We start from the raw sequence: 12,371 nt of genomic DNA, 5'->3' as shown, positions 1-12,371 counted from the left end.
TCATAATCATAAATACATTGAGGTTCTGACCATGCAAGACACTCTAACAATCGTTCTGGCCGGCGGTGTTGGCTCTCGGCTTTCTCCCCTCACCGATAACCGCGCAAAACCTGCGGTCCCCTTTGGTGGCAAATATCGAATCATCGATTTCACTCTCGCGAACTGCTTACACTCTGGGTTACGCCAAATTTTGGTGCTGACTCAGTACAAATCACACTCATTGCAAAAACATTTGAGAGATGGTTGGTCGGTGCTTAACCCCGAGCTCGGCGAATACATCACCAATGTTCCCCCACAAATGCGAACCGGTGATAGCTGGTACAGCGGCACTGCCGATGCCATCTATCAAAACTTGTATCTGCTTTCTCGTAGTGAAGCCAAACATGTGGTGGTGTTATCCGGCGACCATATCTATCGCATGGATTACGCGCCAATGCTCAAGCAGCACAAAAAGAACGAGGCTGACCTGACCGTGGCGTGCATGGAGGTTTCGATTGACGAAGCCAAAGAGTTTGGTGTGATGGAAATAGACGAGTCTCTACAAATCAATAACTTTACCGAGAAACCACGTTACCCCGCGTGCGTACCCGGTAGACCAACTCGAAGCATGGCTTCAATGGGGATTTACATCTTTGATAAAGAAGTACTAACACAGGCATTATTGGCAGACGCAGAAGATCCAGACTCAAACCACGATTTTGGCAAAGACATCATTCCTAAGTTAGTCGGCAATAACAGCGTTTACGCGTATAAGTTTGGTGATGAGGAAGGACGTGTGACGCAAGATGCTTACTGGAGAGATGTTGGTACTATCGACTCTTATTACCAATCGAATATGGATCTGTTGAAACCGGCCTCGCCTATCGATTTATACCAACCGGATTGGGCTATTCGCACTTATGAGCCACAACTGCCGCCCGCACGAACCATTGCTTCGGTCGAAGGTAACCAAGGGATATTCATCAACTCGATGATCGCCAATGGTGTTGTGATTGAAGGTGGTTCGGCGCAAAACTCTATCTTCTTCCCAAAAGTGAAAGTCAGCAATGCCGCGATTGTGATTGATAGTATTCTGTTTGAAGATGTTGAGATTGGAAAAAACTGCCACATACAAAACTGCATCATCGATAAGAACGTCAAAGTGCCTGACGGAACCCAGATCGGTGTTGATAGCCTTGCCGACGCCAAACGCTTCCATATATCAAAACAAGGCGTGATTGTGGTGCCCTCTTCTTATCAATTTGAAGAGTAATCTTTGACGTTGGAATAGCTTTTATTTAAACGAGAAAAGGCAGCGAGTTCGCTGTCTTATTATCATTCGAAATAACCTTAACCAAAACCTAAATTCATCCCGCGTTGAAAGAGATTTATAAAACAAGGCTAGAATAAGAATTCGTAAGAATGTTTGATTGAGGCGATAAAGCCTAAGTCCTATAGAAGGCTTAGAGCAATACTTCAAAGATGAGGGATTTTTAAACACGTTTGAAATTCACGAAACATAATATGCGATCAGTTAATCGGACTTTCAAGGGAGTAAGGGGAGATTATTTGATAACACTGAAGTTAATCACACATGTGTACTTTCTCTATTGGTGAATCTATCCGATGTTTGCTACGTTTAAATGACACAGTCATTGGAAAGGTATGATTTATGAAAATAAACGTTCAAACACATCACGTATCAATTAACGACGACTCACGTAAAGACATCGAAGGTAAGTTCGAAAAGATATCAAACCATTTTCCATCACTGATTAGCTGCGACATCATCATTACAAAAGAACACAGCCAATATCAGGTTGAAGTGTTCACCAACTACGAAGGTGTACGTGTAAACGCAAAAGCTACAGATGACGTTATGTATCCAGCTATCGCTTCAGCACTCAAGAAACTTGAAGCAGGCCTAAGTAACCGTAAGGGACAATTGAAAGCCGACCTACACGAGAAGCCAACAAGTACGAAGCCAGAGATTGCTTCAGACATCATCCAAGAGATGAAGTTGGTATAACTCCACAGTAGAAGCTCGCTAATCAATAATAGCAGCGCAAAAGAATTTCAAAGCCAGCACATGTTGCTGGCTTTTTCGATCTATACATCAATTTCCTTGATTTTTCCGACCACCGACCTTCGCTTCCTATATTAGAAATAAGCCCAACTCTATATCGTTTTAACAAACTTATGTCGCTGGCTGCTATAACAATCGCTAGCGGTATTTGATACAGTGATAAGTAGAAATTTAGACAATAAAGGAATGTTTATTATGAAAAAAATCGCGCTAATTCTATTTCTAGCGACTCAACTGATGGCTTGTACAGAAGTGGGCAGTGAAGCTTGGTGTACAGATATGAAAGAAAAGCCGAAAGGCGACTGGACTGCCAATGAAGCCGGTGATTTTGCTAAGCACTGTGTTTTCTAATCACTGTTAAGCGTTAATTAACAACACTTAGTAGCACTGAGTGGAAGACATTTAACAACGAACTGAACACTCCACGCAATACAATAGATCCGAATAAGTGAGTTTGAGGATGGAACACCAACTAGGCAATAACTGGAAGCACATCGAATGGGTATTAACCGATGTTGATGATACGCTCACTTGGCAGGGTTCACTCCCTCCAGAAACATTGATTGCGTTACAAAAGCTAAGAGATAACGGAATTAAAGTGGTCGCAGTAACGGGAGCCTGTGCTGGTTGGTGTGATCATATTGCACAACTATGGCCTGTAGACGCCGTGCTTGGAGAGAACGGCGCCTTCTTATTAGAGAAACAAGATGGTGCATTACAACTCTCATCTGAAACGCCGCTAGAACAAGTGCGCCAGAATCAAGCCAAGCTCAAACAAGAAGTTGAATCGATCTTGCAGAGTTACCCAGACCTATCCCTAACTTTGGATCAATCTTACCGCTTGTGTGAGGTCGCGATTGATATCGGCCAAAACCGTCAACCTGTTGACCCTGAAATAGTGCAAGCGGTACTCGAAAGAATACATGCTTTAGGCGCACACGCGACAGCAAGTTCGATTCATATCAATGCTTGGTATGGCGAGCACTCAAAGAAAAACGCCGTGCACCGTTTCCTTTCGAGTAAAGGCCTATCGCTTGAACAAACCCACAAGCAAGCGTGTTATGTCGGCGATTCAATGAATGATCAACAGATGTTCGAATCACTACCGCTCACCGTTGGCGTGGCTAACATTGAGCATTATTGGGATAAGCTAGATCATCATCCAAGCAAGGTGATGTCACAACCGGGTGGTTATGGGTTTGCAGAATTTGTGGGTTTACTGCTGACGCTTAAAAGTGAGACAGCGAAAAGCTAACCATCCCCTTCTAAACAAGCTTTCTGTCCATTCAAACAACATAAAAAAACGACCGCTAGGTAGACCGAAGTACCTAGGGTCGTTTGAGCTTCAAAATGCTAGATAAGCTCTTAACTTTCACACAAAATATTGTCTATATGAGTTTGTTGCGAATGTGGATCACTACAGCTTCTGCAATGATAACCACAGCAAAAATACTCACCAATACCATCGACACTTTTTGCCACTCGAAAAGGTTCTGCGCATCGTTGAGCACTACGCCAATACCACCAGCGCCCACTAAGCCCAATACCGCAGATTCACGCACGTTGATGTCCCAACGGAACAGTACAATTGAGTAGAATGCGGGCATCACTTGTGGCCAATACCCTTTCAGAAGAATACTCATCCACGAAGCGCCTGTTGCGCGTAAAGCTTCAATAGGCCCCATGTTCACTTCGGCAATGGCTTCCGCTAACAGCTTCCCTACAAAGCCGATACTGCGAATTGCAATTGCCATGATACCTGCGAGAACACCGGGGCCAAATAGTGCGATAAACAGTAATGCCCACACTAGTGAGTTCACTGAACGTGAAGACACAAGGAAGAATTGAGCAACCCAGTTCAACGCTTTATTAGGTGTAATGTTCGGTGCGTTTAACAACGCCAAAGGGATCGCAAACACCAAAGTAAACAGTGTGCCTAATGTCGCGATGTGTAAGGTTTCAATCATCGCCGCGTGAATCGACTCAGGGTAGAAACCATAGTCCATTGGCACCATGCGCTCGAACATATCCGCAAACTGGGCGGGGGCGTCATAAAGGAACTCAGGAATCACTTCTACCGTCTGCCAAGACCAAACGATGGCACACACAAGGCTAAGGTAAACGGCAAATCGAGCCACACGTTCGTTGGGTGTAAAACGCTGCCACTCTCTATCAATAGATGCAGTTGTCATTAGAAGATTCTCCTAACAATGTTGGAAAGGAATTCGCCTACAAGAATCAGCGCGATGATCGTTATCAAAATAGCAGCGACAAAGTCGTAGTCGAAACGTTGGAATGCCGAGAATAACGTCCCACCAAGGCCGCCCGCGCCAACGATGCCCACCATAGTTGAGTTACGTAAATTCGAGTCCAACTGGTAGCTAGCGAAGCCAATAAAACGAGTAAACACCTGCGGCATTACCGCATACAGAATCACACTGATGAAGCTAGCGCCGGTCGCTTTAATCGCTTCAACAGGCTTGAAAGAGATCTCTTCAATCGCTTCTGCGAACAGCTTGGCAATAAAACCAATCGATGCGAACACCAAGGTCAGAATCCCAGCCAGGGCACCAAAACCCACGGCTTTCACAAACAAGATTGCGATGATCACTGGATGAAAAGAGCGACACAGTGCGATAAAGCCCCGAATAGGTGTCGATACAATCGAAGGCATCATGTTTCTTGCAGCAAGTAAGCCAAGAAACAGCGAAATGATGATGCCGAAGAAACTCGAAATGATCGCTATCTGTAAGCTCTCTGCTAAGCCACTTAGCAGTAGATTAGTACGCGAGAAATCTGGCGGAAACATTCTTGATAGTAACCGCTCACTCTCACCAAAACCGATGACCAAACGATCAAAAGTCAGCCCTAACGTTGAGAAACTGTAAAACAGATACGCAACTATCGCAACGATGATTGCTCGGTTAGTCCATGAGGTTTTGAACGGGTTTTCATGCTTCGCTGGCGACTGGTTTGACGATGCACTTGGCGATGAGCTTGGGGTTAATCCAGCCATGATTCACCCCCATAGATGATTTTTAGATCTTCCTCTGAAATGCCTTCAGGGCTGCCGTCGTAATGTACTTTGCCATTACACATGCCGATGATGCGTTTGGCGTAACGCTTGGCTAAGTTGACATCGTGGATGTTAACCAACACAGGGATGTTCTTCTGCTCGGCGAAAGTTTCCATCAGCTCCATGATCTCAACCGCGGTTTTCGGGTCGAGTGATGACGTTGGTTCATCCGCTAATAAGATATATGGGTCTTGCATGACTGCGCGAGCGATACCGACACGCTGTCTTTGGCCGCCTGACAAACTGTCGGCACGTTGGTTTGCAAAGTCTTGTAGGCCTACAAATTCAAGTAACTCGAACGCTTTTGCTAAGTCTTGTGGAGAATAGTTACGACGCCACGCATTCCAAGCCGTCATGTAACCCAAACGGCCGCTTAACACGTTCTCGATAACCGTTAAACGTTCCACGAGGTTATATTCTTGGAACACCATGCCGATGTGTCGACGTTGTTTACGTAGCGCTTGGCCTTTTAATTGAGTCAGGTCTGCGCCATCAAAAATGATTTCGCCTTGGCTTGGATCATTAAGGCGGTTGATACAGCGCAGAAGCGTACTTTTACCGGTACCAGATGGACCAATGATCGCGATGATGCCTGGCTCATCGATATCAATATTAATGCCTTTAAGGATTGGCTTGCCTGCCACATATTCGTGGAAAAGGTTGTTTATCTTTATTCCTTCATAGCTTGCTACGGCCATACTGCATTTCCTTGTGCGAATTTTAGAATGATCTATGCCCTACCCGCGAGGGCATAGATATTTAGTTGAAGTAGGTGTTTTTAAAGAACTAAGTCTTTCGAGAACTTAGTCTTCTAATAGAAAAAGAATTAGCCGTTGTTTGCTTGTTTCGCTAACTCAGCTGCTTTTTTCTTCGCGCGTTTAGCCGCATCTTTTTCCGCGAGTTTCTTAAGGCCAGCTTTAGTGTAAGCCGTACCTGTCGCGTGGGCGATATCACGAATCACGTCCCACTCTTCTTTGTAGCTGATTGGTGAGAAGCGGTCTGCACCTTTGAATGATGCGCTCATCTCTGGTGTGAAGCGGTAGCTAAAGAAAGCTTCGTTGATCTTCTCAACCAGCTCCGGTTTTAGGTTGTACGCGTAACCAAACGCAGACGTTGGGAAGCGCGGGCTACGGTAGATGATCTTAAGCTCAGAATCATCAACACGACCTGCTGCCACCATACGATCGTACACGTCAGATGCCACAGGTGCTGCATCATAGTCTCCGTTGAATACACCTAGAATCGATTGGTCATGCTTACCTGAGTAAAGCACTTTGTAGTCTTCATCTGGCACTAACCCTTTAGCTGGGAACAACGCACGAGGAGCTAGGTTGCCAGAGTTTGATGATGCAGAAGTGTGTGCAACCTTTTTGCCTTTTAGATCAGCCATGGTGTTGATACCACTGTCTTTGCGTACAATGGTAATCAGGTTGTAGCCTTGGAAACCAGACTCATCGCCTTTCACTGCAATTGGAACGTAGCCCGCTAGGTTAACCGCGTAGCCAGTTGGGCCCGTAGAGAAACCAGCTACGTGCAAACGGCCAGAACGCATCGCTTCTACTTGTGCAGAGTTCGAGTGCACCGTGTAGTAAATCACTCGCTTACCCGTGATTTTGCTTAAGTGAGCTTGGAAGTCGGCAAACGCATCTTTGTACAAAGCAGGGTCTTCTACTGGCGTGTAAGTAAACACAAGCGTGCTTGGGTCATTCCACTCATCTGGGTTCTTCGGTGAATCGGCGACCAAATCTTGGTTTTCATCACAGTATCGATCGTCTAACACACCACGACTAGAGCAGTCGCTTGCCATAGCCATTGAAGGAAGTAGTAATGAGCTAGCGATTAACAGTCCTTTAACACTGATTTTCATATTCAAACCTTACTTTTACTTATTGTTGAAAGTCACCTTCGCTATTGCAGCCTTCGTGCCATATTTTTATTTGCTAAATTTCAATGACTTACAACAAAAATCAAACTAACCAAGATCTTTTGAGTCATTGATGTCCAACTCAAAACCAATCATTTGGGTCATTTCTGTCCCATCAACCTTGATGGTAAAAAAAGAGCCCGAAGGCTCTTTGGTTCACTGCTTTTTCTCTTATTATTCTTCAATAATCCAGATAACTTAGGCGTCGCTGTCCATGCAGTTTGCGTAGTAAGTGACCGTTGCAGGCCAGTCACTGAATACGCCCATCACACCCACATCTTGTGCTAACACATCGAGCATTTTCATCATGTCGCCATCATTGTTGATACCATCTTTCACGCTCTTGTAGTACCAACCGCCGCCTTGCGCGAGTGGGCCTGAACGTTCCAGAGTCCATGCGATGATGTCGAGGTCTGCATCTTTAGCAAGCTTGGCGTAGTTAGACGCAACCAGTTCGTTGTTTTCGTCTAAATCAACCAGAGCAAACAGAGGTGGCGCGATGATGTTCACACCCGCATCGTGCAGCTCTTTCATGTTTTCAACAGAAGCAACAAAGTTCGCTTGCTCGTAAACACGGTCATCAAGATAAACGGCTTGTTTACCGAATTTTGGTGCAGCTTTGATCCAGTACTTCACGTCATCCAGGTTGAACGATTGCAAGTAAGTCTCTGAAGGTGCAAAGCCCGCTTCTTTTAGTTCATCCACCAGCTTTTGCGCGTACATCTCTTGGCTGAAGCCATTGAAAGGCATCTCAACCGCTGCCGATTTCAATTCAGGTGTCACTTTCACACCGTGTTCTTTAAACAGCGCCGCACTTTCTGCGTGTGTCATCAGCGTCCCACTCTGGCTGTAAAGATCGGTTCTCCAACCCGGAGTACCGTTCATGTACTCTTCGACTGTGGTGGCTTTCGGGTTCGCCCCATCCATTTTACCTTTTAACGTCTTAAACTCCGCCAGCGTGAAATCGGAAGTACGACACTCAACCTGAGCATCTTCACCTGTCGCTGGGTTCGCAGGTTTAAATGGAACTGAACACTTCTTAGCGAGTTCAGGATGCGCCAACACATCAGTTGTGGTGTGCAGGTCACTTTGAGAGTGTCGACATACCAACGCCTTATCTTTAGTGAAGGTCACATCACACTCTACGACACCGGCTCCCATCTGAATTGCCGCTAAGTATGATTCTTTGGTGTGCTCGGGAAACTGCATTGCAGCTCCGCGGTGCCCAATAGAAAAATCACTACGATGAAAAGGCCCTTCGCTACAACTGAGCAGCTTGGTTTTCAAAGGGCTCTCATCCATATTGTTGACTAAAAAGAGGGGACGAGGTCCTAGGTTTGCTGACTCTGTTGCCGCCCATGCTGTCATTGAGCTAACGCCGAGTATCAGAGCAATCGAACCTTTCAGTATTTGCTTCATGTTTGTATCTCCTTGCAACAAGCAATTATTTTTCTAATTTCCTTAATCCGGTCATTTCTACCTTCTGTGAGATGACCTCATGTGGGCAGGTGCCACAATGTAGGGATTGCACGCTTTGTGCCAAATGTTAAAACTCTTTTATTACAATTACTTGAAACAGTTAATCATTCGACTAAATGATAAATGGGTCATTGTTGTCTTGTGCTTTTTCTTCCGCTTTGTCTTTTGGTTTAGGTTTGCTCCTCAAGAACCAAGTTAATGAGTTAGGCTTTAAAGCTCTCTTTATCCAACTGATGTTTCTTCATTTTTCGATAAAGCGTTTTTCGGGGTAGATTCAGCTTATTCGAGACCTCATTGATATTGCCCGCGCTCTCTATCAAGGCTTCGGTTAATACATTTCTCTCGTACTGCTCCATCTGCTTTTCAAAGGCGAAATCTTCCCCAGTCGATTCACAAATTGGCGATTGCAGATCGAAGCCATCACCGACAATGCCAAGTACAAATCGGTCGGCGACATTACGTAACTCACGCACGTTTCCTGGCCATTCATGTCGGCAAAGCTGCTGTATCTGTTCGGGATAAATCGTCGATGGACGCGTCTTGTACTTGTGGCTCGCTTGTATCACAAAGTGGCGGAACAACACCTGAATGTCTTCTTTGCGTTGACGCAATGCGGGAAGGTTTAAGCTAGCAATATTGAGGCGATAGAAGAGATCAGCTCTGAACTCACCTGATTCACTCAGGCTCGCGAGATCGGCTTTACTGGCCGCGACCACAACGATGTCGACGGGTATCAACTCATTACCGCCTACACGCTCAATCATTCGTTCTTGAATCACGCGCAGCAGTTTAATTTGCACCGCAATTGGCATACTTTCTATTTCATCAAGAAACAGAGTGCCGCCATTGGCTTGTTCTATTTTGCCGATACGTTTCTTATTGGCACTGGTAAACGAGCCCGCTTCATGACCAAACAACTCACTTTCGATAATGCTTTCTGTCATGCCGCCACAGTTTATCGCGACAAACGGTTTGGCTTTACGACGGCTGAATTGATGCAGAGCTCGAGCTATTACCTCTTTGCCCGTTCCCGTTTCTCCGTTGATAATGGTGTCGACGCCAGTATGTGCTAAGGCAAGCACTTGCTTACGTATGGTATCCATCGCTTTCGATTGGCCAATAACCACAGACTCAATCGGAAGATCTGAGTCCTGATCGTCGTCTAACGTTGCAGGGCTGTTGTGCTGACACTGTGCCAACGCCAAGTCGAGCTTTTCTACCAACTCACTGGCATTGAGGGGTTTCTCCAGAAAGTCGAACGCACCCAACTTCATCGCCTCTATCGCCATCGGAATATCACCATGCCCGCTCATCAGTAATACCGGAACATTGGCTGCGCGATGTTGGATTGAGCTCAACAACGTAAGCCCGTCGACTTGTGGCATTCGCACATCACACAATACCACCGCCTGACTGTTCGCTTTCAGCGACTTTAGGCCAAGGTTAGGGTCGGTAAAGCTAGTGACATGAAAACCCTCGAGTTCCAACATTTCGCTCACGGCTTCAACGACGTCGGTTTCATCGTCGATAAGAACTATGTGTTTTTCTGCAGTCATGAGCCTGTGCCTTTTGGTAGAGTGACAATAAAAGTGGTGCATTGGTGTTCAACCGATTCCACGTGAATCGAGCCGCCAAAGTCTTTGATTATGTTGTATGCGATAGACAAACCGAGACCGAGCCCTTTGCCTGTTGTCTTACGGGTATAAAACGGATCAAACAGATAAGGAATGTCCTCTTCGGGTATTCCTAATCCATTGTCCTTAACTGCAATTTGAATAGTGTTCGGATACTCTTGAGTGGAGATGCTGAGCAGGGGCCGCTCCCTGTGTTCAACGGCATCCAACGCATTGCTGATTAAATTCACCAGCACCTGCTCTAAGCGAATGCTGTTGGCTCGTACCATTTGATCGCTTTGTAGGGAATACTGAATTGACACCCTACTCTGCCGAGTTTCAAAGAGGTCGATCGCATCGCCAATCACCTTATCCACCTCGACGTTATCAATTTTGCCGTCACTCTTGCGTGAGAAGGCTTTCAAGTGGCGTGTAATCGCAGCCACTTTGTCTAATAAGATCTCGATCTTTTTCAGGTTATCTTCTGCTCTGTCTGGTCTTTGCTTACCTAACCATAATTGAGCACTTCGAACGTGACTATTTACTGCGGTCAGAGGTTGATTGATCTCGTGAGTAATGCCGACACTTAACTGCCCCAACGCGGCCAGTTTTCCAGCTTGAATGAGCTCATCCTGAGTAACACGCAGCTTGGCCTCGGCCAAGGTGCGTTCTTCCACCTCAGCCTCCAATTTACGGTTGGTTTGCTTGACGACTTTGGCTGTAGTTTGAAATACCTTTAGGTACTTAGCCATTTGCGTCACTTCGTCTTTGCCACGAATGGACACTTCGGTATCTAAATGGCCGGTAGAAATCGCAAACATGTTATCTTTAAGCTGTAAAAGTCTTTCCAAAATGCTCTTACGCACGTAGAACCATGAAATCGCAGCGGCAGCTAAAACACTGAACAAGGAAAAGAAAAGTGATAAACGTTGGTTCGATTGCAAAGAGTGCTGCGCCTGCTGAATCGACTGATCAATATTGCGATTCACTTGGCTGGTGTTACGTTCGATTTGCACCGTTAACTGATTCAAATGCTCACGGCTATTTTGCAGGAAATATTGCTCTTGATAGAGATGATCGAGCGCTTTGTTTTTCATCCTATACAAGCTGCTATCACTTGAGGCGAGGTTATAAATCACCGTGAGTTGATGATCTAATTCAGGAAAGGTACTTCTGAGATCGCCACTTACCCAAAGCTGCCACCACTCTTCTCCAACCTGCTCTAATCTTAGACTGGTGTAATCCAACTCATTAAAGCTTGAGTCGTTATACAGTTTTTCGACTAAGCCTAATTGGTAATACAACAGGGATTTTAACTGGGTATATTGGATTTGATCTTTGGCTGGGTCAGGCAAACTATCGAGTGAGTCACTGGCTTGTTGCAATAGAGGATAAAAGCCTTCAAGTAAATTACGAAGTTCTTGATTGAGTTGTTCTGACTCAATTTCACTTTGATACAACAAACTCAGACTATTGTTAACTTGAGCAATAAGATCTTTAAAATAGGAGTGATAATCGGGGAATTGAACCATTACGCTATTCATGACGGAAATGGCGTCTTCAATTTTAAGCATCGCTTGTTTGCGTTCTAAATTCGATTCCGCATCACTGAGTTGCGATGAGGTTGTGATAATCACACGCACCATGTCATTGAGGCGTGCAGCGTTATCTAAAGCGGGGATTTCACTCTCTTTTAGCTCAACAAGGCGTTGATTTAGGTTATCAAAGGTGAAACTGGAGACTACCGAGAGAAAGATGGTGGTCATCGATAGCATGGCTAACGCCAACACTAAACGCAGCTCTATGCCCTTCCAGCCAAACCACTTACGACGCGGAATCTTGATCGGAAATGGACGTTCAAAACTGTCCTTGTTATCTATCACTTTTGAGACACGACTGCTCACTCGCCCCACCTTCTTCTCATCAAATCGTCAACAGGAACTGCTAATGATTCAATTAGTTATGGCATGAGCCTTACTTAGGCTTGCATCGAATAGCTTTAGTGAAACTATTAAATGAAGAGTAATCATTAACATTTCACATAAGATATCATAACAATTATTTTATAAAGCTTGCGTGGTCTGTTTTGCGATAATAGAAAGTGACCGCACCGACAGAAACGTGATTACTTTATCAATCCCTGTCGGAGGGCATTTTAGTTTGAGCACTTCCAATAAAGTCTGATCATTTATCATAGAGATTGATCGTATTGGG

Annotated in this window: 11 protein-coding genes; 4 read left to right on the top strand and 7 right to left on the bottom strand. The window is 45.2% G+C overall.

Annotated elements, in window-relative coordinates; all coding sequences use genetic code 11:
• Window positions 1-31 precede the first annotated feature (31 nt).
• From glgC to BCV39_RS01085, 4 genes are all read left to right on the top strand, one after another.
• Window positions 32-1,252 (top strand): glucose-1-phosphate adenylyltransferase, encoded by a 1,221-nt coding sequence (gene glgC, locus BCV39_RS01100; protein WP_048659023.1) that lies wholly within the window; start codon window positions 32-34, stop codon window positions 1,250-1,252.
• Between the two features lie 399 nt (window positions 1,253-1,651).
• Entirely contained in the window at window positions 1,652-2,008 is a 357-nt protein-coding gene (gene raiA / locus BCV39_RS01095; protein ID WP_102432019.1) for a ribosome-associated translation inhibitor RaiA, read from the top strand.
• Window positions 2,009-2,260: 252 nt separating this feature from the next.
• Complete coding sequence (locus BCV39_RS01090; RefSeq protein WP_004732998.1) at window positions 2,261-2,416, top strand: DUF3012 domain-containing protein; 156 nt, start codon at window positions 2,261-2,263, stop codon at window positions 2,414-2,416.
• 109 nt (window positions 2,417-2,525) lie between these two features.
• On the top strand, window positions 2,526-3,320 hold the full coding sequence (locus BCV39_RS01085) for an HAD-IIB family hydrolase (protein ID WP_102432018.1): 795 nt from the start codon (window positions 2,526-2,528) through the stop codon (window positions 3,318-3,320).
• Between the two features lie 133 nt (window positions 3,321-3,453).
• Here BCV39_RS01085 and phnE (BCV39_RS01080) read toward each other — a convergent pair whose 3' ends face one another.
• The 7 genes from phnE (BCV39_RS01080) to BCV39_RS01050 form a co-directional block, all read right to left on the bottom strand.
• Window positions 3,454-4,257, bottom strand: coding sequence for a phosphonate ABC transporter, permease protein PhnE (gene phnE, locus BCV39_RS01080; RefSeq protein WP_048663773.1), 804 nt, complete (start codon window positions 4,255-4,257; stop codon window positions 3,454-3,456).
• Window positions 4,257-5,081: a phosphonate ABC transporter, permease protein PhnE gene (gene phnE / locus BCV39_RS01075; RefSeq protein ID WP_102432017.1), complete on the bottom strand. Its 825-nt coding sequence runs from the start codon at window positions 5,079-5,081 to the stop codon at window positions 4,257-4,259. Before phnE (BCV39_RS01075) ends, phnE (BCV39_RS01080) begins: the two co-directional genes overlap by 1 nt.
• On the bottom strand, window positions 5,069-5,839 hold the full coding sequence (gene phnC, locus BCV39_RS01070) for a phosphonate ABC transporter ATP-binding protein (protein WP_048663776.1): 771 nt from the start codon (window positions 5,837-5,839) through the stop codon (window positions 5,069-5,071). Before phnC ends, phnE (BCV39_RS01075) begins: the two co-directional genes overlap by 13 nt.
• A 128-nt stretch (window positions 5,840-5,967) precedes the next feature.
• The gene (gene phnD / locus BCV39_RS01065) at window positions 5,968-7,008 is read right to left on the bottom strand and encodes a phosphate/phosphite/phosphonate ABC transporter substrate-binding protein (protein ID WP_008216587.1); all 1,041 of its coding nucleotides are present in this window, start codon (window positions 7,006-7,008) and stop codon (window positions 5,968-5,970) included.
• A gap of 255 nt (window positions 7,009-7,263) precedes the next feature.
• Entirely contained in the window at window positions 7,264-8,484 is a 1,221-nt protein-coding gene (locus tag BCV39_RS01060) for a glycerophosphodiester phosphodiesterase family protein (protein WP_102432016.1), read from the bottom strand.
• A 263-nt stretch (window positions 8,485-8,747) separates the two neighbouring features.
• Window positions 8,748-10,100 (bottom strand): sigma-54 dependent transcriptional regulator, encoded by a 1,353-nt coding sequence (locus BCV39_RS01055; RefSeq protein WP_102432015.1) that lies wholly within the window; start codon window positions 10,098-10,100, stop codon window positions 8,748-8,750.
• Window positions 10,097-12,070: an ATP-binding protein gene (locus BCV39_RS01050; RefSeq protein ID WP_102432014.1), complete on the bottom strand. Its 1,974-nt coding sequence runs from the start codon at window positions 12,068-12,070 to the stop codon at window positions 10,097-10,099. The genes BCV39_RS01055 and BCV39_RS01050 overlap by 4 nt, the downstream gene beginning before the upstream one ends.
• Window positions 12,071-12,371: the final 301 nt, after the last annotated feature.

Origin of the sequence: Vibrio sp. 10N.286.55.E10, from assembly GCF_002872555.1 — a bacterium.
In the GTDB taxonomy this organism is placed as follows: Bacteria; Pseudomonadota; Gammaproteobacteria; order Enterobacterales; family Vibrionaceae; genus Vibrio; species Vibrio crassostreae.
Note: the sequence above shows the minus strand (reverse complement) of the source record. Positions and strands in the feature narration are given on the sequence as shown.

What these genes read in the sequence shown, in the direction of transcription:
- BCV39_RS01060 (WP_102432016.1), bottom strand. Translation starts at nt 8,484, where the DNA reads ATGAAGCAAATACTGAAAGGTTCGATTGCTCTGATACTCGGCGTTAGC.
- phnC (WP_048663776.1), bottom strand. Translation starts at nt 5,839, where the DNA reads ATGGCCGTAGCAAGCTATGAAGGAATAAAGATAAACAACCTTTTCCAC.
- BCV39_RS01055 (WP_102432015.1), bottom strand. Translation starts at nt 10,100, where the DNA reads ATGACTGCAGAAAAACACATAGTTCTTATCGACGATGAAACCGACGTC.
- phnE (WP_102432017.1), bottom strand. Translation starts at nt 5,081, where the DNA reads ATGGCTGGATTAACCCCAAGCTCATCGCCAAGTGCATCGTCAAACCAG.
- BCV39_RS01090 (WP_004732998.1), top strand. Translation starts at nt 2,261, where the DNA reads ATGAAAAAAATCGCGCTAATTCTATTTCTAGCGACTCAACTGATGGCT.
- phnE (WP_048663773.1), bottom strand. Translation starts at nt 4,257, where the DNA reads ATGACAACTGCATCTATTGATAGAGAGTGGCAGCGTTTTACACCCAAC.
- BCV39_RS01085 (WP_102432018.1), top strand. Translation starts at nt 2,526, where the DNA reads ATGGAACACCAACTAGGCAATAACTGGAAGCACATCGAATGGGTATTA.
- raiA (WP_102432019.1), top strand. Translation starts at nt 1,652, where the DNA reads ATGAAAATAAACGTTCAAACACATCACGTATCAATTAACGACGACTCA.
- glgC (WP_048659023.1), top strand. Translation starts at nt 32, where the DNA reads ATGCAAGACACTCTAACAATCGTTCTGGCCGGCGGTGTTGGCTCTCGG.
- phnD (WP_008216587.1), bottom strand. Translation starts at nt 7,008, where the DNA reads ATGAAAATCAGTGTTAAAGGACTGTTAATCGCTAGCTCATTACTACTT.